Source organism: Endozoicomonas sp. GU-1 (assembly GCF_027366395.1).
Taxonomy (GTDB): Bacteria; Pseudomonadota; Gammaproteobacteria; order Pseudomonadales; family Endozoicomonadaceae; genus Endozoicomonas.
On record NZ_CP114771.1, the window covers coordinates 5,296,604 to 5,321,576 of the forward strand.

Annotated in this window: 23 protein-coding genes; 20 read left to right on the plus strand and 3 right to left on the minus strand. The window is 50.7% G+C overall.

The annotated features are described in order from the left end of the window. Positions 1-160 precede the first annotated feature (160 nt). The 12 genes from ubiE to O3276_RS22200 all read left to right on the plus strand — a co-directional run bounded on the left by ubiE (position 161) and on the right by O3276_RS22200 (position 10,417). Positions 161-928 (plus strand): bifunctional demethylmenaquinone methyltransferase/2-methoxy-6-polyprenyl-1,4-benzoquinol methylase UbiE, encoded by a 768-nt coding sequence (gene ubiE, locus O3276_RS22145; protein ID WP_269673249.1) that lies wholly within the window; start codon positions 161-163, stop codon positions 926-928. Then, a complete protein-coding gene (locus O3276_RS22150; protein WP_269673250.1) occupies positions 928-1,617 on the plus strand; it encodes a ubiquinone biosynthesis accessory factor UbiJ in 690 nt (229 codons plus the stop codon). Before ubiE ends, O3276_RS22150 begins: the two co-directional genes overlap by 1 nt. Continuing rightward, the gene (gene ubiB, locus O3276_RS22155) at positions 1,614-3,230 is read left to right on the plus strand and encodes a ubiquinone biosynthesis regulatory protein kinase UbiB (protein ID WP_269676041.1); all 1,617 of its coding nucleotides are present in this window, start codon (positions 1,614-1,616) and stop codon (positions 3,228-3,230) included. The genes O3276_RS22150 and ubiB overlap by 4 nt, the downstream gene beginning before the upstream one ends. Before the next feature lie 586 nt (positions 3,231-3,816). Beyond that, positions 3,817-4,224 carry a phosphoribosyl-AMP cyclohydrolase gene (gene hisI / locus O3276_RS22160; RefSeq protein WP_269673251.1) on the plus strand — a complete coding sequence of 136 codons (408 nt, stop codon included), beginning with the start codon at positions 3,817-3,819 and terminating at the stop codon, positions 4,222-4,224. A 41-nt stretch (positions 4,225-4,265) separates the two neighbouring features. Further along, positions 4,266-4,592 carry a phosphoribosyl-ATP diphosphatase gene (locus tag O3276_RS22165; RefSeq protein WP_269673252.1) on the plus strand — a complete coding sequence of 109 codons (327 nt, stop codon included), beginning with the start codon at positions 4,266-4,268 and terminating at the stop codon, positions 4,590-4,592. Between the two features lie 230 nt (positions 4,593-4,822). Then, complete coding sequence (gene tatA / locus O3276_RS22170) at positions 4,823-5,089, plus strand: twin-arginine translocase TatA/TatE family subunit (protein WP_269673253.1); 267 nt, start codon at positions 4,823-4,825, stop codon at positions 5,087-5,089. 133 nt (positions 5,090-5,222) lie between these two features. After that, positions 5,223-5,642 carry a Sec-independent protein translocase protein TatB gene (gene tatB, locus O3276_RS22175; RefSeq protein WP_269673254.1) on the plus strand — a complete coding sequence of 140 codons (420 nt, stop codon included), beginning with the start codon at positions 5,223-5,225 and terminating at the stop codon, positions 5,640-5,642. Positions 5,643-5,986: 344 nt separating this feature from the next. Then, positions 5,987-6,766: a twin-arginine translocase subunit TatC gene (tatC, locus tag O3276_RS22180; RefSeq protein WP_269673255.1), complete on the plus strand. Its 780-nt coding sequence runs from the start codon at positions 5,987-5,989 to the stop codon at positions 6,764-6,766. A gap of 150 nt (positions 6,767-6,916) precedes the next feature. Beyond that, on the plus strand, positions 6,917-8,197 hold the full coding sequence (locus O3276_RS22185; RefSeq protein WP_269673256.1) for an ankyrin repeat domain-containing protein: 1,281 nt from the start codon (positions 6,917-6,919) through the stop codon (positions 8,195-8,197). Between the two features lie 237 nt (positions 8,198-8,434). Then, the gene (locus O3276_RS22190) at positions 8,435-8,728 is read left to right on the plus strand and encodes a hypothetical protein (protein WP_269673257.1); all 294 of its coding nucleotides are present in this window, start codon (positions 8,435-8,437) and stop codon (positions 8,726-8,728) included. Positions 8,729-8,810: 82 nt separating this feature from the next. Then, positions 8,811-9,521 carry a 16S rRNA (uracil(1498)-N(3))-methyltransferase gene (locus tag O3276_RS22195; RefSeq protein WP_269673258.1) on the plus strand — a complete coding sequence of 237 codons (711 nt, stop codon included), beginning with the start codon at positions 8,811-8,813 and terminating at the stop codon, positions 9,519-9,521. A gap of 218 nt (positions 9,522-9,739) precedes the next feature. Continuing rightward, a complete protein-coding gene (locus O3276_RS22200) occupies positions 9,740-10,417 on the plus strand; it encodes a DUF2059 domain-containing protein (protein WP_269673259.1) in 678 nt (225 codons plus the stop codon). On the opposite strand, the gene O3276_RS22205 is transcribed toward O3276_RS22200, so the two are convergent. Both O3276_RS22205 and O3276_RS22210 read right to left on the minus strand, forming a co-directional pair. Further along, positions 10,414-12,711 (minus strand): primosomal protein N', encoded by a 2,298-nt coding sequence (locus O3276_RS22205; RefSeq protein ID WP_269673260.1) that lies wholly within the window; start codon positions 12,709-12,711, stop codon positions 10,414-10,416. The genes O3276_RS22200 and O3276_RS22205 overlap by 4 nt on opposite strands. Before the next feature lie 119 nt (positions 12,712-12,830). Next, positions 12,831-14,240 carry an ankyrin repeat and SOCS box protein gene (locus O3276_RS22210; RefSeq protein WP_269673261.1) on the minus strand — a complete coding sequence of 470 codons (1,410 nt, stop codon included), beginning with the start codon at positions 14,238-14,240 and terminating at the stop codon, positions 12,831-12,833. Positions 14,241-14,683: 443 nt separating this feature from the next. On the opposite strand from O3276_RS22210, the gene rpmE reads away from it, so the two are divergent. Next, entirely contained in the window at positions 14,684-14,899 is a 216-nt protein-coding gene (gene rpmE / locus O3276_RS22215) for a 50S ribosomal protein L31 (protein ID WP_101745013.1), read from the plus strand. Between the two features lie 162 nt (positions 14,900-15,061). Further along, positions 15,062-16,318 (plus strand): malic enzyme-like NAD(P)-binding protein, encoded by a 1,257-nt coding sequence (locus O3276_RS22220; RefSeq protein ID WP_269673262.1) that lies wholly within the window; start codon positions 15,062-15,064, stop codon positions 16,316-16,318. Between the two features lie 6 nt (positions 16,319-16,324). On the opposite strand, the gene O3276_RS22225 is transcribed toward O3276_RS22220, so the two are convergent. Beyond that, positions 16,325-18,796, minus strand: coding sequence for a penicillin-binding protein 1A (locus O3276_RS22225; protein ID WP_269673263.1), 2,472 nt, complete (start codon positions 18,794-18,796; stop codon positions 16,325-16,327). Between the two features lie 298 nt (positions 18,797-19,094). On the opposite strand from O3276_RS22225, the gene O3276_RS22230 reads away from it, so the two are divergent. The 6 genes from O3276_RS22230 (at position 19,095) to aroK (ending at position 24,972) form a co-directional block, all read left to right on the plus strand. Next, positions 19,095-20,159: a pilus assembly protein PilM gene (locus O3276_RS22230; protein WP_101745016.1), complete on the plus strand. Its 1,065-nt coding sequence runs from the start codon at positions 19,095-19,097 to the stop codon at positions 20,157-20,159. Then, on the plus strand, positions 20,159-20,722 hold the full coding sequence (locus tag O3276_RS22235; RefSeq protein ID WP_269673264.1) for a PilN domain-containing protein: 564 nt from the start codon (positions 20,159-20,161) through the stop codon (positions 20,720-20,722). The genes O3276_RS22230 and O3276_RS22235 overlap by 1 nt, the downstream gene beginning before the upstream one ends. Then, a complete protein-coding gene (locus tag O3276_RS22240; RefSeq protein WP_269673265.1) occupies positions 20,719-21,330 on the plus strand; it encodes a type IV pilus inner membrane component PilO in 612 nt (203 codons plus the stop codon). The genes O3276_RS22235 and O3276_RS22240 overlap by 4 nt, the downstream gene beginning before the upstream one ends. Further along, positions 21,327-21,863 carry a pilus assembly protein PilP gene (locus tag O3276_RS22245; RefSeq protein WP_269673266.1) on the plus strand — a complete coding sequence of 179 codons (537 nt, stop codon included), beginning with the start codon at positions 21,327-21,329 and terminating at the stop codon, positions 21,861-21,863. The genes O3276_RS22240 and O3276_RS22245 overlap by 4 nt, the downstream gene beginning before the upstream one ends. A gap of 254 nt (positions 21,864-22,117) precedes the next feature. After that, positions 22,118-24,160, plus strand: coding sequence for a type IV pilus secretin PilQ (locus tag O3276_RS22250; RefSeq protein WP_269673267.1), 2,043 nt, complete (start codon positions 22,118-22,120; stop codon positions 24,158-24,160). Positions 24,161-24,450: 290 nt separating this feature from the next. Continuing rightward, entirely contained in the window at positions 24,451-24,972 is a 522-nt protein-coding gene (aroK, locus tag O3276_RS22255; protein ID WP_101745020.1) for a shikimate kinase AroK, read from the plus strand. Position 24,973: the final 1 nt, after the last annotated feature.

Below are 24,973 nucleotides of genomic sequence, written 5' to 3' on the forward strand. Positions count from 1 at the left end.
TAGTTGATTGCGGTAGCTTATTCCATAACTTCGCTGTTGTTCTCTACTCAGTCAGAGAGTTTTAGCCCTCTTTTCCCGATACCTGTTCTCATGCTTACGCCATAAGCTTTTTGCCTTTACAATAGTCAGCCATAAGATCGAATGAATGCCGGGAAGGATCATGACTGACAGTGGCAAGCAAAAGCATGATGGCACGACGCACTTTGGTTATCGTGATGTGCCAGAGAGTGATAAAGAAGGGCTGGTAGCGGGTGTCTTTCACTCGGTAGCCAGCCGCTATGATGTGATGAATGATCTGATGTCCATGGGCATTCACCGGCTCTGGAAGCGTTTTGCCATTGAGCTTTCCGCCGCCAGGCCCGGTCATGTGGTGCTGGATATCGCCGGGGGGACTGGCGATCTGGCCAGGCAGTTTTCCCGTATCGTTGGCGAAACCGGGCGGGTGGTACTGGCGGATATCAATGAATCCATGTTGCGCGTCGGTCGGGATCGACTGACTGATCAGGGCATTGTTGGCAATATGGCGTTTGTCCAGGCCAATGCACAATGCCTGCCTTTCCCGGATAACACCTTTGACTGCATTACCATCTCTTTTGGTCTGCGTAATGTGACGGATAAGGATGCGGCACTTCGTTCTATGTGCCGGGTGTTAAAGCCGGGTGGCCGATTGCTGGTGCTTGAGTTTTCCAAAACCAACCATCCATTGCTGACCAGGGCTTACGATGCTTATTCGTTCAGTTTGCTGCCAATGATGGGCAAGCTGGTGGCCGGGGACTCCGAAAGTTATCAGTATCTGGCGGAAAGTATTCGCATGCATCCGGATCAGGAGACGCTGGAAGGCATGATGAAAGAGGCCGGGTTTGTCAATACGGCCTACCACAATATGACCGGCGGCATTGTGGCGCTGCATAAGGGAGTTAAGCCCTGATGGCCGACTCTGATAACAGCTCTTCTGACAGCTCTTTTGATAACATCGTCGTCAAGATGGGTTTGCTGGCCGCCCTTGAGCGTCAGGTCAATTCGCTGCTGGCTCTGGATCCGGTCACCATAAAAAAACTGTCGCACTGGTTTGGTAAGGTGGTGGCTTTTCAGTGCACTTCGCCGCAGTGGTTATGTTATGTCCACTTTGAGCATGACCGTATTCGTCTTGCCAGTACTCTTGGTGAAGAGCGCGAATATGCGGTGGATGCCACCTTTACAGGTTCCAGCGTTGCATTTGTCACACTGGCGACGCGCAGGAATCTGCCGTTTGCTGATGTTCCCGGGTTGAGTGTTTCTGGTGATAAGACACTGATTGCTGATTTGCAGCAGATTCACCAGCAGATGGAGCTGGACTGGGAAAGACCGCTTTGCCAGACCTTTGGTGATATCACCGGGCATATGATGGCCCGGGGGCTCCGCTTTGTCGGTGACCAGGGCCAGCGATGGCAGCAGCTGGTTATGGACAACCTCGGGGACTACCTTCAGGAAGAACTTCGCCTGATTCCGTCAAGGATTGAAGTGGAAAGCTTTGCGGAGGAAGTGAGGTGCCTGGCTGAGTCGATGGAGCGGCTTGAGGAGCAATGGCAAACCATACAACCTGCAAAAAATACATCTGATGCCAAATCGGGGGCCTGACGTTGATCCGTTTGTTGAAAATTGTCGCCGCTGTCGCCCGTAACCGGCTGGATAATCTGATTGATTCGGAGCGCTCACCGTTCTGGCTGCGCTGCCTGCTGGTTCTGCTGCCCTGGCGCTATGTTATCCGCAATAATGCTCCCCGGGGTGAGCGTGTTCGCCTCTCTCTGGAGGCGCTCGGGCCTATCTTTATCAAGTTTGGGCAAATCCTCTCAACCCGGCGGGACCTGTTGCCGGATGATGTCAGTGATGAGTTGTCCCGGCTTCAGGACGATGTGCCGCCGTTTCCCGCCGCCGAGGCGATTGGTATTATTGAGTCCAGCCTGGGCAGCGATGTTGATACCCTGTTTGCCCGTTTTGATCGTGAACCATTGGCTTCTGCCTCGGTTGCCCAGGTTCATACCGCTCAGCTGCATACCGGTGAAGAGGTGGTGGTCAAAGTGATTCGTCCGGGCATTGACCGGGTGATTCGCAAAGACATTGGCTTAATGTATCTGTTTGCCCGCGTGCTGATTGCTTTATCAAAAGACGCCCGTCGTTTGAGGCCGGTGGAAGTGGTGGCCGACTATGAACGTACCATTCTGGATGAGCTTGATCTGCTGCGGGAAGCGGCTAACTGTTCGCAGCTGCGACGTAACTTCCTGACCTCTCCCCTGTTGTTTGTGCCCCAGGTTTACTGGGATTATTGCCGCACAAAAGTGATGGTCGTTGAGCGGATTTACGGGGTGCCTGTTTCTGATATTGCCATGATGAAAGCACAGCATGTGGATATGAAAAAACTGGCAGAACGGGGGGTTGAAATATTCTTCACCCAGGTGTTTCGGGATCGTTTTTTCCATGCGGATATGCATCCGGGCAATATTTTTATTGATACCACCAATCCTGCCGAGCCCCGCTATATCGGGATCGACTGTGGCATTATCGGTACGCTTGAACCGGAAGATCAGCACTATCTGGCCAGCAACCTGCTGGCTTTCTTTCGGCGGGACTACCGCAAGGTTGCCCAGTTGCATGTGGATTCCGGCTGGGTGCCCAGAGATACGCCGGTAGGAGAGCTTGAAGCGGCGATTCGTACCGTCTGTGAACCGATCTTTGAAAAGCCCCTTAAGGATATCTCCTTCGGCCAGCTGCTGGTCAGGCTCTTTCAGGTGGCGCGCCGCTTTAATATGCAGGTTCAACCGCAGCTGGTGCTGCTGGAGAAGACATTATTGAATGTCGAGGGACTGGGGCGGCAGTTATACCCGGATCTGGATCTCTGGGCCACGGCTCAGCCTTATCTGGAAAAGTGGATGAAAGACCAGGTCAGCCCAACTGGCATTTTCTGCGATATTAAGGAGCAAAGTGCAGACTGGCTGCTAAGTGCTCCCGTGATGGCCCAGAGAGTGATGTCAACGGTGCGAACCCTGGTTGATCAGCAACAGGCGTTGCATCATCAGCAGGTGAGGGCGGAAAAACGCCAGCAAAAGCAGAGACGTTTTGGCGTTCTGTTACTTCTGGCAGGCGGGGTGTTGATGGTGACTTCAGGTTCCCTTTTTGTGGAAAAAGAGCTGCTGGATCAGACAATGGTTGGATTACTGGCTGTGGCAATGGGTGGGTGGCTGGTTGTTCGCTAAGAAGGTTGCCAGGTTACAACGTTGTTATGACAACCCCCGGGTCAGGCGCGAATTGGCCTATGAACTTTTTCTAATACCGGGGGTCAAATATTGTTATCCATCAGCTATCAGGAGTTGCCCCATGAATTCGGTTCCGGGTGGTTTTGTAAGCAGCGCCCAACCACCAGGCTACGGCGCTACTGAAGCTTCAGTTCCAGATGTGCCTGGACGTTTCTCGGGGCATGACGTCGTTGCTTCCCAGCCTTGTCACCTGTGTGCTGCGCCTCCGCCGTCCTACTCGGAAGCTATGAGGCAGACTCCACAGGCTTTTCCTGACCGTAATAAGCCTGTTCCTGACCGTAATAATGTGCTTTTGCTCAATAACGTCATGAGACAGATGAGAGAAGATGCTTTCCAGGTAGAGCGGCGTGCTAACGATAAAGGGTGTTGTGAACAGCTATTTGACAATGGTTGTTTAGGTGATCTTCTCCAAGCCTGTTGTGTTCATGCCTGCATGCTAACGTTGTCGTGTCTCTGCGGGAAGTAGGGATATGATATCTGATCAGCCGCGTCAGTATGTGAACAAATAAAATGATTGGATAGTGTTATGAAAACAACTCACTGGTTGGATGAGGTTCAGTGGAACGATGATGGCCTGGTGACAGCCATTGCCCAGGACCATAAAACCGCAGAGGTTTTGATGTTGGCCTGGATGAACCGGGAATCGCTGGAACTGACCCTGAAAGAACAGGTTGCCATTTACTGGTCCCGTTCAAGGGGCAGGCTATGGCGCAAGGGCGAAAGCTCTGGCCATACGCAACGGCTGGTAGAGTGCCGCCTTGACTGTGATGGCGATGCGATCCTGCTGAAAGTGGAACAAACAGGTGGCATTGCCTGTCATACAGGACGTAAGTCTTGCTTTTATCGTCGCCTCAGTGATAACTATGGAGACGCATCGTGGGATACCGAAGAGCCGGTGTTACAGGATCCGGCAACGATTTATGGACATCAGTAAAGGCTGTATTCTTTGCTGTAAATCATCCCACAGGTTAAAACATGAGCGATATAATCAAAAAATTGACTGAAGTATTAAGCAACCGCAGGCAAGCTGATCCGGATTCCTCTTATGTTGCACAGCTTCATAGCAAGGGACTGGACCATATTCTGAAAAAAGTGGGGGAAGAGTCAGCAGAAGTGCTGATTGCCGCCAAGGCATCAGAATATGACCATAATCGGGAGGCGGTTATTTATGAAACGGCTGATCTCTGGTTCCATACCATGGTCATGCTGTCCCATCTTGGGCTTGAGCCTGCTGATGTGTTGAATGAGCTGGATCGTCGTTTCGGGCTTTCCGGTATAGAAGAGAAAGCATCCCGCGGGTAACTGTCTTTCCCGACTTTTCCTGAACGTTTGTTGCAAAATAGCCACGCCCTTGGGAGCCTGTCGGACTTAAGCGTCCGTAGCGAGGATTGCGAGAAATTTTTAGACCAATTTATCGCAACCGCAGTAGGACAGTCTTAAGTCCGACAGGCTCCTGGTGATGGAATGGGGTAATATGTCCTCTCTTTGTGTATTATTTGATCAGCTTTTATGGAGAGCTGAAGGAGTAGAAAATGGGTTTTGGTGGCATCAGTATCTGGCAGTTGCTGATCATTCTGTTGATCGTAGTGATGCTTTTTGGTACGAAAAAGCTTCGCGGAATGGGCAGTGATCTGGGCAGTGCAGTAAAAGGTTTTAAAAAAGCACTGGGCTCTGATGAAGAGTCGGAAGGTGAGAAAAATAATGAAAAAAACTCAGGGAAGCCTGAGCTGAAGGCTGGCTCTGTTGAGCAGCGTAATCTGGAGTCTGACCTGGAAAAGTCCAGGCATAAGCAGTCTTGACTGTATAAAAGGGCTTTCAGGCCGGTTTTCTGGCGAAAGCTGTTCTTTTGAGCCAGGTGTGATCCCCTCTTGCAGGGGAGCTACAGCTACCCTTTGGTAATTGAGTGGCGATCGAGAGGTGTGATAGTTCGCTGTGCTTGATATAGGTTTTACAGAGTTGTTATTGGTTGCCGTAATTGCCCTGGTGGTGCTGGGTCCGGAGCGCCTGCCTCAGGCCATCCGGACAACCGCTTACTGGGTGGGCAAAATTCGTCGCAGTTTTCAGTCCGTCAAAGAGGAGCTTGAGCGGGAGATTGATGCCGACGGAATCAAACAGCAATTGCACAATGAAGCTGTCATGAAAGAGTTGAATAAAACTCGTGAACAGTTTCAGAGTCAGATCAATGATCTGAAAAAGTCTGTGAGCATTGATCCTGCCGAAGACCAGACGTCTTCCGGTGTAAATACCTCGTCCGGGGTTGACGGTGGCTCAGTGAGTGGAGATGGCAGTGTTAACCAACAGGCAGTGAATGACACCTCTGCTCGCCTGTCTCAGGAAAAGGGCAGTAACTGACACTCCCCGCCCTGGCGGGCGAGGGTTCTTGATCGCTCAAGAACGTTTCTGTTTCACGGTCCGTAGCTCAGGGAACAGGTGGGGCCGCCTAGGCTTGGTTATCGCATAAAAGTTCCACAGTGGGAGCTTTTACGATGGCGAATCAACGGGGGCACCTAGCTCCATGCTCCCCAAGTCTCACACGAACTCCGCAGACTTTACATCCCGTCTGCCCGACGGTAGGTCTACAAAAGACTGGATAAAGTTAGCAAGGAATGAACAAACACTCAAGCGGAGCGCTCTGTGCGCTCCTGTCTTATATCACCGCCCGATTGGGCGATGCTTTACGACGGGTTTGGTAAACTATGTCACAACAAACGTCGGATGATTCTCAACAGACATCAAAAGGTCAGGATAAAGAGCAGCCTCTCGTTCAGCACCTCCTTGAGTTGCGCGGGCGTATCCTGAAAAGCCTGGTTGCCGTGCTGGTGGTTTTTGCCGGGCTGTTTTATTTTGCCAATGATATTTACGTTTATATCTCGGAACCGCTCCGCGCCAGCCTGCCGGAAGGCAGTACCATGATTGCCACCGAGGTGGCCTCACCCTTTCTGGCACCCTTTAAGCTGACCATTGTACTGTCGCTGTTTATTGCGATTCCATTTATTCTCCATCAGGCATGGGGCTTTATTGCGCCTGGCCTGTATCGGCATGAAAAAGTCATCGCAATTCCTCTGCTGGTTGCCAGTATTGTGTTGTTTTACCTGGGTATTGCCTTTGCCTATTATGTGGTCTTCCCTTTGATTTTCTCGTTTTTCACCACGGTTGGCCCTGAGTCAGTCACCGTGATGACGGATATCAACAGTTATCTGGATTTTATCCTGAAGTTGTTCTTTGCCTTTGGTATCGCTTTTGAAATCCCTGTGGCCACGGTTCTGCTGGTGTGGTCGGGGGTGACTACGGTCGAAAGCCTCAAGGAAAAGCGCCCATACGTGGTGGTTGGCTGCTTTGTGATCGGTATGATCATGACGCCGCCTGATGTTATTTCACAGTCTCTGCTGGCCATTCCGATGTGGCTGTTGTTTGAGTGCGGAATTCTCTTTGCCCGGTTTGTGAAAAGCCGGAAACCAGATGAGGCGGAAGCATAGCACTCTGTTTTAATGCTCATTACAGTTGTCTTAAAGCATGACGGTTATCACTTTAGGCGAAGAAGTATTGAACTTTTTCCTGTTTCGTCGGTCATATTTATCATCAAGTTAAAGATTGAATGATGACAGGTAGATTACCTGAGGTGACAGATGAATCCTTACAGAGATATATGCAGCGATATTGCGCCCGATCTACAATCCATGTCTTTCGGGTCAGGGCAGAGCCAGGCCCCGGCAAATGGTAATGTCAACGGTGTCAGTGCTTTACCGGATGTAATGCCAGCTATTGAACCCGGTAGGGTTCTTTTAACCAGGCGTTTATGTGTTGACTTGGAGAGTCATAAGGTGGTTAAGCTGGAGCAGATTCAGAAATTCCTTTCTAATGGTGTTGATTTGAATACACAGATTTCTGCCGGTGACTTGCGAGATTGTAATCCATTGCACTCAGCGGCCATATCAGGCAATGGAGAGGCGGTGGCAGCTATCATCGCCACGGGACAGGTAACAGATATCAATGTTGTTGATGGAAATGGTTTTACGCCACTGGCATTGCTTTGTGGAGCCAGGGTTGAGAAAGCCAAATTCGTTTGTCGTTTTGCCAGTGAGCCTGAAGAGCACAAAGCAAGACTTCTGGGCTTGGAGGCCTTGCTTGGGGCGGGAGCCAATCAGCATACAGCGGATCGCAATGGCTGCCAGCCTGTTCATCATGCCGCCAGGTACAACTTCCCCGGATTGATCAAGCGTATGGCGGAGCAGGGGGGTGCTGGCATTGACGGTACTGATCGTTCCACTGATATCATTAATAGCCGTGATCGACATGGCAATACGCCATTGCACATTGCCGCCGGTAATAATGGACTGGGTGCGGCAGAGACCTTATTGACGCTGGGAGCGGATGTCATGGCACTCAATAAGTCTGGCCAGACACCATTGCATCGGCTGTGTATGTCTAAAAAGAACAATAACGTCTTCGGCGGCATGATAGCCTGTTTGTTGCTGGAGCATGGCGTAAATGGCAATCAGAGAGATAAAAAAGAATTTACCTGGCTTGAATATGCAGGCAAAAACAGTATGGATAAACTGCTGGAGTATGTGGTGAGCAAGCACAATTCAGTATTGCCTGACCAGAAGAGTAAAATCGCCGTAGCCGTCGCTAGCAGATGCAATGTGAACACTGGTAGGAAATCAGCAATAACTGTAGCCCAATCGGAAGAGATGATCAGCTTACTCCGGTCGATGCCAGATACTCAGGCCTCTAGCCTGAGAGATATCTGCAAGGGGTCTATTCGAGATACTCTGGTCCAGAATCAAAGAGATTTGGGTTGTCCGCGTGACCAGATTACTGATCGTACTAATGAAGCTGTGCTTCTGCTACCTCTCATGCCTATGGGGAAGTTAGATATGCAGAATGACGAGAATTTTTTTGAGTAAGTCCACGGAAAGCTGTCCGCGAATGGCATGATCTTCGCGGCTCCAGCATCCATTCAGTCCTGCGAGGTAGCCAATTGATCTGAAGGTGAGGTTTGCCCGGCTATTAGAATCACTGATTCCTCTCAAAAACAGGATTTTTTCCTCAATTTTTACCATCCTCACTATCTGCTTGCCCAGACGGGGTCGCCCAGACGGTTGCTATGCTATCCTATGATACGGTTGTTTCAGGGAGGAAGTATGCCATATCCCCACTTCTCAGGTGGTCAGGAAGCGTTGAATTCTGACCACATTTACCAGCATTCACCATTTGATGTTCCCATTGAGGTGGTCCAGAACGGCCTGCTCTGGCTACTCTCTGATCCGGTTTTTCACCCACTTAAAGCATCGCTTTCGAGTAATTATTTGTCTGTGGATGAGTTAAGGGATGAGCTGGTATCTGGTAAGATCAGGCTACCGTCGGCAGCCATTGATCGGGTACTTGATGAGATTGACCGGCTTGTGGATGATTATCGGAAAGGCGTCGCTTTTTAAGCACTCTGATTTTCCTTTTATATGAATGTGTCAGTTTCAGTTCCCTGCTGATTAACTGGCTTATCAGCGTATGGCTGTTTAGATGAATCTCCTCCTCCTTGAGCAACAACACTTTATTGATGAATGGCATGCAGAGCTGGACCAGCGACAGTTAAGGCATGTGCTGGACGTTCATCAGGCCAGTGCAGGCGATGTGCTGCGTGTTGGCCTGGTGAATGGCAAGATGGGCACGGGGAAAATTACTCATCTGTCTTCAGAAATAATGCGTCTTGAAGTGGAGCTGAATATGCCTCCCCCTCCGGCCTTGCCGTTGACGGTTCTGCTGGCTTTACCCCGGCCCAAAATGCTCAAACGTTCACTCCAGCATCTGACGGCGCTGGGTGTTAAAAAGATTATCCTGATGAACAGTTATCGGGTTGAAAAAAGTTTCTGGCAGTCCCCCTGGTTAAGCCCCGAGAAAGTGCGTGAGCAGCTGATATTGGGTCTTGAACAGGCCCGGGATACGATCATGCCAGAAGTGATTCTGGAAAAGCGTTTCAAACCTTTTGTGGAAGATCGTTTGCCGACCCTGGTGGAAGGAAAGTTGGGGCTGGTGGCTCATCCGCTAGGGGGGAAGAGCTGCCCGCATCAGATTTCCGGGCCTGCTGTGCTGGCTATTGGTCCGGAAGGGGGCTTTATTGACTATGAAGTGGATAAACTGGAACAGGCCGGGTTGCAAAGGATCCACCTTGGACCACGTATTTTACGGGTCGAGACGGCGGTAACGGCCATCGTCAGTAAACTTTACGACTGATACTCAACAGAGTATGGTAAGGGTGAGTGGTTTAGTGATAACACTGTCACTGTCGCTCACCCTCTACAGTGAGTTGGTACAAATTAACTGACTGTTTCACAATAAACGGTATCAACACGGCTCTGACTATGGACGGAAAGAGATTAGTAGTTGTAGGTTTGTTCGCTCCCCTGCTTTTTACTGCCAATGCATTGGCATCACCTGCAAAGCATCAGCTGTTGGATAAACTTTATGACCAGACAGGACTGGAACGTCAGCTTGACTGGATACACGACAGTATGACTCTTCAGCAGCAGAAATATCCGATTCCTGAGCCAGTTGTAGATACGGTCAATCAGGTGGTCAAAATTCGTTACAGTCCCGACTTTTTTCGGGCTTCCATGAAAGTAACCCTGGATGAAGCGTTGTCGGTGGGTGAATTGGACCGGTTAATTGACTGGTTCGGATCGCCCCTGGGTAAGAAAATTCTCCGCCTTGAGGCTGAAGCCAGTGATCCTGCCAATCAGGCAAAAATGGAGATGTATATTCGGGAAAAACTGTCGGCGGAGCTGCCCAGAAATAACCGGATAATTTTAATAGAAGAGTTGATGGAAGCACTTGATGCTGTTGAGCTGAGTACCGAGCTGGCTGCCAGTGCTTCAGTGGGAGCCCAGCGAATGCTTCGGGAGGTCATGCCCGCAGGTGCCGAGCAGCCAATGAGACCTGCCCAGGTGTTGAAAGCTCAGGAGAAGCCCTATATCCGGAAAGATATGCCGGAAAGAATGCGAGATATCTTTCTCTACACTTATAAATCCCTGCAGGACAGTGAAATCCGGAGATATCTCGACTTTGCCCGAAAAAGTGCCATGCAGAACTTCCAGCGGGGACAAATTCAGGCCATATCGCGGATGCTCTAGCTCATCTCCTGAGGGTCAATATCTACCGTCCACTTCAGTTGTCTGGGAAGCCGGTGGCTTTCCAGGTAGCTGACAACGCTACTCACCACCGCGTGTAAATGATTTCTGCTTTTTCCCTGGATAAGAAGGTGCCAGCGGTAGCGTCCCTGACGCTTTTCCATGGGGGCTGGAATCGGACCCAGTAACCGAACATTGCTGCCTTCGGCTGCCCGCTCAGCATAGTGCCTCAACGCTGAGAGCAGGGTTTCACTTTCCCCCTGGTTAACCGACTCTGACCGAACCAGGGTTAAATATCCCTGTGGGGGAAGATTCAGGCTTTTTCTTTCCATAAACAGACTGCTGGCAAAACGGCTGTAGTCGTTCATGGACAGAAGCTGGAGCGCAGGGTGTTCGGGATTATAGGTTTGAATAATAACCTGTCCGGGCTTATTCCCCCGTCCTGATCGCCCCGCCACCTGCATAATCAATTGGCCGGTTCTTTCCGGTCCTCTGAAGTCAGAGCTGAATAGCCCGGCATCGGCATTGACGATGGCAACCAGGGTCACATTCGGGAAGTGGTGACCTTTCGCCAGCATCTGTGTGCCCAGCAGTATGCAGGGTCTGCCGGACTGCACTTCCTCCAGCATATCGCTCAACGCCTGTTTTCTGCGAGTGGTGTCCCGGTCGATTCTCAGCACGGGATAACCGGAGAAGTGTTGGCTGAGGGTCTGCTCTGTCCGCTCCGTACCCTGGCCTACAGGTTGAAGCTTTCGGCTCCGGCACGATGGGCACTGCCATGGGATGGCCTGTTGCAGATCGCAATGATGGCAGTGCATATGGGGAGGGTAACGGTGAATGGTCATGTGCGCATCGCAGTGCGGGCAGTCGATAATGGTGCCGCAGTCCTGACAGATCATGGATGGCGCATAGCCACGACGGTTCAGGAAAACCATCACCTGATTGCCTCGTCCAAGATGAGCAGCCATTCTTTGCAGCATTTCTGTGGATAAGCCGTCTTTCAGAACCTGGTGGCGCATATCCAGCAGCTCCATGGCGGGTGGACGCGCATTCCCTGCTCTCTGCTTCAGGTGAAGCTGGGTGTATTTTCCCTGATGCGCATTGTGTAGCGTTTCCAGAGAAGGGGTTGCCGATCCAAGGACGACCGGGCAGTGGCATTGGCTGCCGCGGAATATGGCAAGATCCCTGGCGTTATATCGCAGGCTTTCCTGCTGCTTATAAGAGCCGTCATGTTCCTCATCAACAATAATAAGCCCAAGGTGTGGCATTGGGGTGAAAATGCCTGAACGGGTGGCAATCAATATGCCAGCCGTGCCCCTGGCCGCTTCGAGCCAGCCTTGTAATCGTTCACCATCGCTGAGCCCCGAATGCAGGCAGGCAACCGGTACCTTGAAACGATCACGAAAGCGCCTGACCGTCTGAGGCGTGAGGCCGATTTCCGGAATCAGCACTAATGTCTGCTTACCGTTGGCCAATGCTGCTGAAATAGCCTGCAGGTACACTTCGGTTTTGCCGCTGCCGGTGATGCCTTCCAGAAGATAAGTGCGATAGGATCCCAGGCCATCGGTAATGGCTTCACAGGCAAAGGCCTGCTCTTCGTTCAGCTGAAGGTGAGCAGACTTCAGTGGGTTGGTGGTTTCGGTAAACAGGCGTGGGGAAGGCTCAACATCCCGGGAATGGATTAATCCTTTTTTGACCAGCTCTTTTAGAGTGCTCTTGCTGAAACCGTATTCATGGAGCTCCGTGGCGCTGATGCCGTCAGGATTTTCACCAATCAGGGTCAGGGCGGCCAGCTGCTTTTTTGAGCGCTTCAGCTGGTTTTGTAACTCACTGTCCGGTTCAACCAGGGGGTACCAGAAAGGAATGCTGCCGGTGGATGCCGGTTTTCCCAGGCGCAGGTTTTTCGGCAGAGCCTGATGCAGGGTTTCTCCGATGCTGTGATGGTAATAACGGGCTGCCCACTGGCATAGCTGGATAATATCCTCTGGTACAAGAGCCCCTTCATCCAGCACAGAGATGACTTGTTTCAGCTTATTGGCAGGAATGTCAGTGGCGGATTCGATGGAGAGCACAATCCCCACCATTTGCCGTGGGCCAAAAGGCACGATAACTCGGCTGCCAGGGCGAATGGCCGTGGCAGAATGCGTGTCTGGTGGTAAGTAGTCGAACAATTGCCTTAGAGGCGAAGGGATGGCGACTCTGATAAATTTTCCTGCGATAAGCCTGGCGGAGACGGACTGTTCGGTGGTTGCTTGATCATTTGCTGCGTCAGAATTGTCCGCCGGTTTGCTGCTCATTCAGGTTCCATCGTGGTATTTCTATGGGGGAGATGATACAGGAACTGAAAGCTGGCATGAACAGAAACCGGGGCGGCTGGTTTGAGGTTATCCACCTTGATCTCTTCTGTCTCAGTGTTTCAGGAAGGTGTTGGAAGCAGTGGGTTATAGATAAACTTCTTCAATTGATCGGGCAGTGGCAGTGCTTCAATTGCTGGCCGCACCGGTTGCCCGCGGATGTTCAGATTTTCGATCAATCGGTTGCGGATGCACGTTCGTATGCATAGTTGCAGAGGCGTTGGTTGTTGGCATTGTAACTCGGGTATGTGGTTTTGCAGAAGGTAAGTGATTTCGGTTTGTCCTTTCCTGAATGCCCAGGCCAGGGCTGCTGGTGACTGGTGGAGGTTGGCTCCGTGTGACAGTAAAGTTTTAACGATACTGACATGGCCATTCGAGGAGGCTTGGACCAGGGCTTCAGGAGACTGATGGGGAGTCGCACCGTTGGCCAACAGCATGCTGACAACCTGAATGTGACCTTCACGGGCGGCAATCACGAGGGCATCTGGAGAGTGGTGTGGGATGGCACCGTAGGCCAGCAAAGTGTGGACGACCCCTGCATGTCCTCTTGTAGCGGCACAGACCAGGGCCTTGGATAACTGTTGAGGTGTGGCTCCGGTGGTCAGCAATGCGCTGGTGATCTCGGCATACCCATTAGTTACGGCATAATCCAGGGCTGCTGGCGGCCGATGGAGATTGGCACCTTTGGCTAACAGAGCGTTAACGATCTCAAGCTGTCCCTTTCTTGAGGCATGCACCAATACTTCTGGACAATCCTCCGGGAGGGCTCCTTTGTTCAACAATGTCTTGACCGTCTCAACTTGGCCACTCTCGGCGGCCCACTCTAAGGCCTTCGGGCACTGGTTAAGGTCGGCTCCATGGCTCAGCAAGGTGTTGACAATCGTGCTGTGACCCTTTTGGATAGCCCACATCAGTGCTTCTGGTGATTGTTGGGGGGTGGCTCCGTTGGCCAGCAGAGTTTCGACGATCCCGGCATGCCCATTCCGGGCCGCCAGTGACAGGGCAAATGGAGTGTGGCTGGGTACGGCTCCGTGGGCCAGCAGGATGTCAACGATGTCGGTGTGCCCGTTTTTGGCGGCCTTTACAAGGGCGTCTGGTGACTGGTGCGGAGTAGCACCGTTGGCCAGCAGTGTGTTGAAAATCATAATATGACCATTCTGGGCGGCCCACACCAATGCATCCGGTGACTGATGCACAGTGGCACCGTGGGCCATCAGAATATCGACGATGTCGGCATACCCCTGGCCGGCTGCCAGCGATAAGGCATAGGTAGACAGACTGGGAACCGCGCCATTGGCCAGCAGTTCGTTGACGGCCTCTGTTTGCCCATTCACGGCTGCCCATGCCAGATCATATGGAGGAGGTGAATCAGTTTCGTTGGCTTGCAGCACATTGTGTATTCCGATATAGCCCTGCCTGCTGGCGGCCCACACCAGGTCAATATCATAAAAATACATGCATTCTATGTTCATGGTATTCACCGGACACAGTGGGGCACTGTTATTTGTGGTTTCATTAATATTGACGATGGATATCCAGTCTACTGCCTCAAGGGCTCTGTCGCCGGTTTTCGTCAGACTTTTTCTGGATGTCTGTTTTTATCCAATAGTTTCTCTTCTGAAACAGAGTGGAAGGTAAAAGAATTGAAACGGTAATTTGTTAATTGTTGTGTACTGTTTTTTTTGTCATTGCAGGTTGTGCTGATGATCGGATAATGGCTTGAAAACTACGTATATGGGACGAACATAAGACTGTTTCCCTCCGCCATAATCTCTGGTAGTATCCACCGCTCTTTACCCTCTCAGCTCATTATGCTGGGGTGGGTTCCGTTTGCGGTGCCTGTCTCCCGAGCCTGATAACACCAGGGCTCCATTGAGAGTCAGGTGGCGGCATACACCAGTTCGAGGAAGCTCAAATGAAGCAGGATATCCATCCTAACTACGAAGAAATCGAAGTTACCTGCAGCTGCGGTAACAAAATCAAAACTCGCTCTACGCTGTGCAAGCCTCTGAGCATCGAAGTCTGCTCCAAGTGCCACCCATTCTACACCGGCACTCAGAAGGTGATGGATACCGGCGGCCGTATCGAGCGCTTCAACAAGCGTTTTGGCAAGCTGGGCGCTCGCAAGTAATCGAGCTGACAGCTTACCGACCGAAAGGTTTAAAAAGGCGACTGTTTTGCAGTCGCCTTTTTTGTATGGCCTGATATTTTACCAATTGACCTTGTTCCCCCCATTTCCATCATATATTCTGGGCCTTCATATAACCTCCTCCCCCATATCAGTAAAAAACTCATGGAAAAGAAGCAAGCTGCACTTGATTATCACGCTCTTCCAAAACCTGGAAAAATTTCGATTGAAATTACCAAGCCGGCAGAGACCGCGCTGGATCTTTCACTGGCCTATAGCCCGGGTGTCGCGGAGCCGGTGCGGGCGATTGCCGAAAATCCAGAGGATGTCTACCGTTATACCGGCAAAGGTAATCTGGTTGCGGTAATCAGTAATGGTTCAGCGATTCTTGGTCTGGGTAATCTGGGTGCACTGGCCAGTAAGCCGGTTATGGAAGGCAAGGCTCTGCTGTTTAAACGTTTTGCCGGGGTTGATTCGATCGATATTGAAGTGGAATCTGAGAGTCCGCAGGCGTTTATTGATACGGTGAAGCGAATTGCCTGTACCTTTGGCGGTATTAATCTGGAAGATATCAAAGCACCTGAGTGTTTTGAAATTGAACGTCGTCTGATTGAAGATTGTGATATTCCGGTTTTCCATGATGACCAGCACGGTACCGCGATTGTAACGGCAGCGGCCATGCTTAATGCCCTTGAGATTGCCGGAAAGGATATTGAAGAGGCAAAGCTGGTCTGCCTGGGGGCCGGTTCGGCGGCCATTGCCTGTGTGAAACTGCTGATCAGCTGCGGCTTCAAGCCAGAAAATATTCTCATGCTGGACAGTAAGGGCGTCATTCATTCAGAACGGAATGATCTGAACCAGTACAAGGCGATGTTTGCTGTAGAAACGCCTTGCCGCACACTGGATGACGCCATTGATGGGGCAGATGCATTTCTTGGCGTTTCCGGTGCTAACCTGTTGTCTCCGGAACAGCTGGCGAAAATGGCTGACAACCCGATTGTTTTTGCCTGTGCCAATCCTGACCCGGAGATTCGTCCTGAGCTGGCTAAGGAGGTTCGTCCTGATGTCATTATGGCTACCGGGCGCTCAGATTATCCGAATCAGGTCAATAATGTCCTTGGTTTTCCGTTTATCTTCCGGGGGGCATTGGATGTTCGCGCTTCACGCATTAACGAAGCGATGAAAATTGCGGCTGTTAATGCCATCCGGGAGCTGGCAAAAGAGCCTGTCCCGGAAGTGGTAATGAAGGCATACGATGGCGTCAAGCTGAGTTTTGGTCCGGACTATATCATTCCCAAACCTATGGATTCCCGACTGCTCGGCAGGGTTTCTGCCGCTGTGGCTCAGGCCGCAGTTGACTCTGGCGTTGCCAGGGCGGAATACCCTGGCCATTACCCTCTGAACTCTGTTGCGGATATTTGATCAATATCAAAACAGATCTTCCGGTGAAAACTCATGGTCTATCTCGCCAAGAGATGGCAGCCCTTCATCACTGTATTGTTGCGGGGCATTTTCCTGGAGAAAAATTTCAAAAATAGCGTTGGGATCTCCGGGCAGGGCAAGCTGTCCGGTTTCTGGCGAAATTTTCAGGGTGATCATGCCCTCCGGCTGTGCCGGTTTATGTTCCGGTTTGCCCTCCAGGGCGGTGTGCATATAGTCAATCCAGATGGGCAGAGCTGCATTGGCTCCGTATTCCCAGCGCCCGAGGGTTGAAAAGTCGTCCATACCCACCCATACGGCAGTCAGGACATCCGGGTTAAAGCCAACAAACCAGGCATCTTTACTGTCATTGGTGGTTCCGGTCTTACCGGCGATATCCTGCCGTTTTAATTCCCGGGCGCGTCTGCCGGTGCCTTTCCAGATGACATCATTCAGGATGTCGTTCATGATGTAGTTCACTCGGGGTGACATAACGGATTGGGCGATTACCGGCTGATCGTCGGGTTCAGTGAGCAAAGTGTCTTCCTGAATCAGCATTTCTTCAAGCTCTGGATCGCTGAAAAAGGGGGGCTCTTCTGCACTCTTCATGGTGTCTTGATTCAGGCTGGCGATACAGCTTTCATTGCAGGCTATTGCTGCGTTGGCGGCAAAAATAAGTTCATCAGCGGTTTCAATTCGCTGGATAAACCAGGGCTCAATGCGGAAACCGCCATTGGCCAGAACTGCATAGCCAGAAGCCAGTTCCAGCGGTGTCATGGAAACATTGCCCAGGGAAAGTGACAGATCACGGCTTAAAGACTCTTCCTTGAAACCCAGCTGCTTAAGATAGTTAACGGTTTTGCTGATACCCATCTGACGCAGAACACGGATAGAGACCAGGTTTCTGGAGCGATAGAGACCTTCACGCAGACGCATGGGGCCGTTGAACTTCATATTGTCATTATTGGGCCGCCAGCTATCTTCAAGATTGGCATCATCAAAGACAATTGGTGCATCATTGACGATGGTTGCCGCAGTCATGCCGTTAGCAATGGCTGCTGCATAAACAAAGGGTTTGAATGATGAGCCTGCCTGACGAATGGCCTGAGTGGCGCGGTTATACATGCTGTCATAGAAGTTGTACCCTCCCACCAAGGCCAGAATTGCACCATTTTCCGGGTGCATGGAAATCAGGGCTGCCTGTGCCTGTGGTTCCTGGGCCAGACGATAATTGCCATCTTCTGTAAGCCTGACCCAGATCTGGTCTCCGATTCTCACAACATCCGCCGGTGTTTCAGGTGTACGACCAACGCTGTTTACGGTCAGAAAAGGCTTTGCCCAGCTCAGATTTTCCCAACTGATTTTACCGCTGTTGCCGTCTTTCAGACCAATTTCAACGTTTTCCTCGCCAACCCGGGTGACCATGGCGGGTAATAGAATGCCGGGCGATGGAGTTTTATTGATGCGCTGCTGCCAGCCCTCTTCCGGAATATTATCAAACAGGTTGGTGACCGGGCCCTGGTAACCATGGCGTTCGTTGTAGGCCATTAACCCCTGGGCTACCGAAAGGTTGGCCGCATTCTGCAGCTCGCTGCTGGTGGTGGTGTAGACTTTAAAACCTTCGGTGTAGGCATCCAGACCGTATTGCTCAACCATTTGCTGTCGAACCATCTCGGCGATATAAGGCGCTTCAAGTTCGATTTTTGCACCATGATAGCGGGCAGTAACCGGCTGGCTGACGGCGTTGCTATATTCTTCATGGGTGACGTAGCCAAGATCTTTCATTCTTCCCAGGATCCAGTCCCGTCGGATCAGGGCCCGTTTGGGGTCATTGATCGGGTTATAGCGGGAAGGTGCTTTTGGCAGACCGGCAATCATGGCAATCTGGGCCAGATTCAACTCATCGATGGCTTTGCCATAGTAAACCTGTGCGGCGGCCTCGACACCATAAGAGCGGTTTCCCAGGTAAATTTTATTGAGATAGAGTTCAAAGATTTCATCCTTGGACAGTTGCTGTTCTATTTGCAAAGCGAGTAGGATTTCATTGAATTTTCGCGAGAATACCCGCTCGTGGCTCAGGAAGAAGTTCTTGGCCACCTGCATTGTTATGGTGCTGCCACCGGACTGAATGCTGCCGGTGCTGACCAGTTGCACAGCGGCCCTCATCAGGCCCATGATGTCAACGCCGGGATGGTAATAAAAACGGTCGTCTTCGGCAGCCATAAAGGCTTTGATCAGGTGTATGGGGGCGTCTTCAAACTGAATGGGTGACCGGCGTTTTTCGCCGAACTCGGCAATGAGCAGATTATCTTGAGAGTAAACTCGCAGAGGTGTCTGTAATTTGGCGTCCCGCAATGACTCCACAGAAGGTAGCGAAGGACTGAGGTATAAATAGGCACTGGCACTGACAAGCAGAATTCCACTGGCTACTGTTACTAGTGACCAGAGCAGGAATTTAAGAAGTTTAACCGACCGTTTCATGCTGTTAGGGCATCCTGATTAAGCGAAGGCCACCGGCTGAAGTTGTGACATCTTTGAACTGTCTTGTCATAACAAGAGTCGTCCTGACAGCCGTTCGTGACTGAGTATTATATGGTGAAATGGCCATCAGCTGAAAATGTGGTTTTCCTGTACGCGACACCGTCTTGGGTTGCCGAGGGTCTTCCTTAAAAATCCAGTGTTTAGAGTTGGCTGAATGGCGACTGTAATTGCGAAAGTATACAGACTGTTATTAAATTAAGGCCGTTGATCTTATAACTAATAATCAAGGATTGCACCAGTGTTAGGGCTGCTGAAGAAAAAATCAAATGCCGTGTTAGGGGTGGATATAAGCTCGACATCTGTCAAAGTCATTGAGTTAGGGCTGAAAGGCAGTGTTTACCGGGTCGAAGCTTTCTGTGTTGAGCCCCTTCCGCCAGGAGCCGTGGTTGAAAATAATATTCATGAAGTTGATGTCATTGGTGAAGCCGTTGCAAGAGCTCTCTCCCAATCCAGAACTGGCCTGAAAAACGCCGCCGTTGCGGTGTCAGGCGCTGCCGTTATCACCAAAACCATCGATATGGATGCTTCCCTCAGTGAAGATGAGATGGAAACCCAGATTTCTGTTGAGGCAGATCAGTATATTCCCTACGCCATGGATGAAGTGGCCATCGACTTTGAAGTTCAGGGTCTGAACGAAAAAAATCCCGAGCGGGTTGAAGTTTTGCTGGCAGCCTGCCGTCGTGACAATGTTGAAATGCGCGAAGAGGCACTTCGACTTGGTGGATTAACGGCCAGGGTTGTTGATGTCGAAGCCTTTGCCATGGAGCGAGCGTGCGAATTGATTGATGGCCAGCTTGACCTGCCAGATCAGGATCCGGTGCTGGCTATCGTCGATATTGGTGCCACGAAAACCACACTGAATGTGATCAGCCGGGGTAAAACCGTATACACCCGTGAGCAGTTATTCGGTGGACGGCAGTTGACTGATGAGATTCAGCGCCGTTACGGGCTCACCCCTGAAGAAGCCGAGAAAGCCAAGTGTAAAGGGGGGCTGCCTGATGATTATGAACCTGAAGTTCTGGAGCCCTTCCGGGAAACGGTGGTTCAGCAGGTATCACGTTCATTGCAATTCTTTTATTCATCCAGCCAGTTCAATGATGTGGATGCCATTGCCCTGGTAGGAGGATCTGCATCAATCCCGGGTATGGCGGAAATGATTCAGGACAAACTGGGGGTCCCGACCAGGCTGGCAAATCCTTTTGCCGGAATGTCCATGGCCGGGAAAGTGGATAAGGACCAACTGGCCACTGAGGCCCCGGCGCTGATGATCGCCTGTGGCCTTGCCATGAGGAGTTTCGACTGATGGCAAGAATTAACCTTTTACCCTGGCGTGAAGAACTCAGGAAAGAGCGCAAACAGCGTTTCATTGCCCTCTGGGCGATAACGGTGCTGGCTGGTATTGGCCTGGTCTTTATCGGTGATCTTTATATCAGCAATAACATTAGTCAGCAGCAGAGCCGTAACCAATATCTGCAAAATGAAATTACGCAGCTTAATCAGCGGATCAGTGAAATCAAGGACCTGAGAACCAAAAAAGAACAACTGCTGGAGAGGATGCAGGTCATTCAAAACCTGCAGGGCAACCGCCCTGTGATTGTTCGCATATTTGACCAGGTCGCACATGTGGTTCCTGAAGGGGTTTATTTCAAGCAGATAACCCTGGAGGGAGATCGTCTGTCGCTGGTCGGGGTTGCCGAGTCCAATAATCGTATCTCTGCCTTGATGAGAAACTTCGATAACTCTGAATGGTTTGCTGAGCCAAATCTGACAGCGGTCAGGAAAGTAGCGGCTAACAGCCAGCGCTGGAATGAGTTTGATCTAACGGTTAAGCAGATCAATCCCACTCAGGCCAAGGGGGGACTATGAGCCTTGCAGATTCAATACAAAAGCTGAATGAGCTTGACCTGAATGACATTGATTTCGATAACATTGGTTCATGGCCTCTGGGAGCCAGGGTCTTTGTCTGTATTCTGACTCTGGCATTAGTGCTGGGGCTTGGTTATCAGTTTCACCTGACCGGTTTGCAGAAGCGGTATGATGCTGCTGCCAGTAAAGAGCAGGATTTACGGGAGCAGTATCGAATCAGGGCGTTTCAGTCGGCAAACCTGCAGGCCTACCGCGAACAGATGGCGGAAATGGAAAACTCGTTTGGTGCACTGGTGAAACAGCTGCCCAGTGATACAGAGGTGCCCGGGCTGCTTGAAGACATTACCTTTACCGGGCGTGGAGCAGGTCTTCAGATCGAAGAAATAAAACTTCAGGATGAAAATGTCAGCCACTTTTATATAGAGCTGCCAATCAGCATTGGCGTGACGGGCACATACCATGATCTGGGTAACTTCGTCAGTGGTGTCGCCAGTCTTTCGCGAATAGTTACCCTGCATGATTTTGAGATTCGCCCGGGCAAGAATGGTCAGTTAACCATGAACATCCTTGCAAAAACTTACCGCTACAATGATCAGGGGGGGCTATGATGAAGCTGCTTCAACTTGTCTTTGTTGCCGGTGCTGCGCTGATTCTTTCCGGATGTCTGGATGGTGGCCGTCATGGGTACCAGGATATTGATGACTATATGGCTGAGATGAGGGCCCGTCCTACGGGTAATATTGAGCCATTGCCCAAGTTCAGGCCTTATGAGGCGTTTACTTATCAGGCATCTGCCTTGCGCAGTCCTTTTAAGCAGCCGGTGAAAATTGAACTGACCAAGGAACAGCTCAATAGCAACATCAAGCCAGACCCACACCGTGTTAAGCAGTACCTGGAACAGTTTGAACTGGACTCGTTTCGTTTGGTAGGCTCTATCAGTAACGACGAAGGATTCTGGGGGCTGGTGCGTGGCTCTGACGGTGTTCACCGGGTTCGTGTGGGTGATTACCTGGGGCGTAACCATGGTCGTATTACTTACCTCGATGACCAGGAGTTGCGTGTGACCGAGATTGTTCCTGCTGGTCCAGGTTACTGGATTGAGCGACCAAGAGTTCTCCGCGTTAATTTTAATAATCAGTGATTTTATTTCCTTTATTGTGAATTAATCATCATATTTCCAGCAAGGATGCTGCTGTCACACCCTGAGCGGTTGACAGTGCGCGGCTGGCTGTGTTGAGTTAGTCGACTGTATTCAGGGATGGACGGCTTTTTTTATCTGGGGGATGCTTCAGCATGAGCGGGTATGGTTTTTAGCCATAGTGGCGGAATGGGCTGGATTATTTAACAGTGATGCCGATGAAAAAAACAATTCTAATTCTGAAATAGGTAAGTTAGATGAATATTAGTCCCCTGTTGCAGGCCAGGGCTGTCCGAGGGCTTCTGTATACGTTGCTGGCCATGTTGCCTATTTCCGCGTGGGGTGTCACCCTGAAAAACATCGATACAGCGGCATTGCCGGGTGAGATGGTTGAGATACGTTTGAGCTTTGATGGCGCGGCACCGGTTGCTCATGGCTACAGCATTGAGAAGCCTCCCCGGATTTCCATAGACCTGCCTTTTACCCGCAGTGAACTCCCCAAGTACAACGAGATTGGTTTTAATAATGCCAAAAGTGTGACTGTGCTTGAGGCTGGAGACAGAACCCGCCTGGTTATTAATCTTCAGCAGCCTACCCGCTTCAGCACCCAGGCTGATGGCAGGACGCTGAGCATTTACCTTGGCGAGAATAACAGCACCACGGCGGTGCAAAGGGAGTTACCTCAGCGGAATCAGTCATCCTATCAAGCTGCAGAAATGCGAAGAGGTATTACCGATATTGATTTCCAGCGAGGTGATGATGGTGAGGGCGAGGTTATCATCGCCCTGTCCGATGCCAGGATTCCGATGGATATGAATGAGCAGGGTGGGCGTATCCGTCTGGAGTTTCAGGGCAATGTATTGCCACAGAGCCTGAGAAATCGCCTGGATGTTATCGACTTTGCTACACCGATCAAGTTTATTGATGCCGCTGTTGAGGATGGTAACAGCATTATTACCATAGAGCCCAAGGGAGAGTTTGAGTATCTGGCCTATCAGACAGACAACTTGCTGACTGTCAGTGTCAAGGCTCCAGACCCTAAAGATCGCAGTAGACGAAAAGCAGGGCTCTCCTATAAAGGAGATAAGCTGTCGTTAAACTTTCAGGATATTGAAGTCCGGGCGGTGCTTCAGTTGATCGCTGATTTTACCGATCTGAATCTGGTGGCATCGGATACGGTTGGGGGGAATGTAACCCTGCGACTGCAAAATGTTCCCTGGGATCAGGCGCTTGATATTGTGCTTAAGGCTAAAGGGCTCGATAAGCGTTTGGAAGGCAATGTTCTTACCGTGGCACCGGCAGCGGAAATTGCTGCACGTGAACGTGAGCAGCTGGAGAACGAAAAACAGATTCGTGAGTTAGCCCCGGTATATACCGATCTGGTTCAGATTAATTACGCCGACGCTGAAGAAATTGCCACGGTACTGAAAGGCGCAGAAGGTGCCAGCCTGCTGACAGAGAGGGGCTCGGTTCAGGTGGTGGCAAGAACCAATAGTCTGTTGATCAAGGATACGCAGGCCAAGCTGGATGAATTAAGAGCTTTGATCGATCAGCTGGATATTCCAATTCGGCAGGTGATGATTGAGGCTCGTATCGTGACACTCAGCTCCAACTTCCAGGAAGAACTGGGTGTTAGGTGGAGTGGGTCAAAAAATGATGTGCTCAAGGGCGATAACAGGGATCTCTCGATTGGTGGTGGGCAGGATGATGATGTATTTACTGACCTGAGTGTCACTGGAGGGGCTTCAAGTGCTATTGCTATCGGCTTCTCCACCAATGGTGGCACGATTTTGAACCTTGAGCTGTCTGCGCTGTTGAGTGATGGCGGCGGTGAAGTCATTTCACAGCCAAAAGTTATTACCGCCGATAAGAAAACGGCGATAATCAAATCAGGTAAAGAAATTCCGTACGAAGAGAAAACCTCCAGTGGGGCCACTTCTGTTGCGTTCAAGGATGCGGTGCTGGGGCTGGAAGTGACACCTCAGATTACCCCGGATGGTCGAGTTATTATGGATATCAAGATCAATAATGACGATACCACTGATCAGGCATCCAATAACGTTCCAATTATTTCTACCAATGAGATTACTACCCAGGTTCTGGTTGAAGATGGTGAAACAGTCGTTCTTGGTGGTGTCTTTAAGCAGAGTAAAAAACAAGGTGTTATCAAAGTACCAGTCCTGGGTGATATTCCCCTGGTCGGTGGTTTGTTCCGCAATAAAACAGAGAGTGATGATAAAGAAGAACTTCTGGTCTTTATAACGCCCAGAATTATTACTGAAGGTGTTTCATTGCGTTAAACTGCTGGCATATAGCAGGTTTTAAAATCTCTGACGGGAGCCTTGGGAGCCTGTCCGAGAATAGACTGCCCTACTGCGGTGGCAGCAAATTGGTCTAAAAATTCCGTTTTGTTCGGCAAATAGCCCCGCTATTCACCTCACAAAACGAAATTTTTATCCTCAATTTTCTGCCATCCTCGCTACGGGCGCTATTCTCGGACAGGCTCCTGGCTCCCGTTTTTTGTTGTCATCACTGCTTACGATGCGCTACGCTCGCTGCACACAGGCAGGAAGTCAGGCTGGCAAAGAGCATGCCATTAACAAATATCTATCTTATTGGTCCCATGGGGGCAGGCAAAAGTACCATTGGCAGGATGCTGGCAAAAGAGCTGGCTCGACCCTTTCTTGACTCGGATCATGTGATTGAAGAACGCAGTGGCGCGGATATTCCCTGGATTTTCGATGTTGAAGGCGAGCTGGGGTTTCGGGACAGGGAAACCCAGGTCATCGAAGATATTTGCACTCAGAAAGGCGTCGTCATGGCAACCGGTGGGGGAGCTGTTGGCCGATTGGAAAACAGACGACAGTTGAGCACCAATGGGTTTGTGGTTTATTTGAGTACCCCGGTAGCAATTCAATTGCAGAGAACGGAAAAAGACAAGCGACGACCATTGTTGCAGCGGGCAGACCGTGCAGAGGTTCTGACCAGGTTGCTGGAAGAGCGTGACCCACTGTATCGGTCGATCGCAGACCTTGTTCTGGACACGGCCACCATGTCACCCCGGCAAGTTATAAAAAAAATCATTCAAACGGTTGGTTTGGGAAAACAGTGAG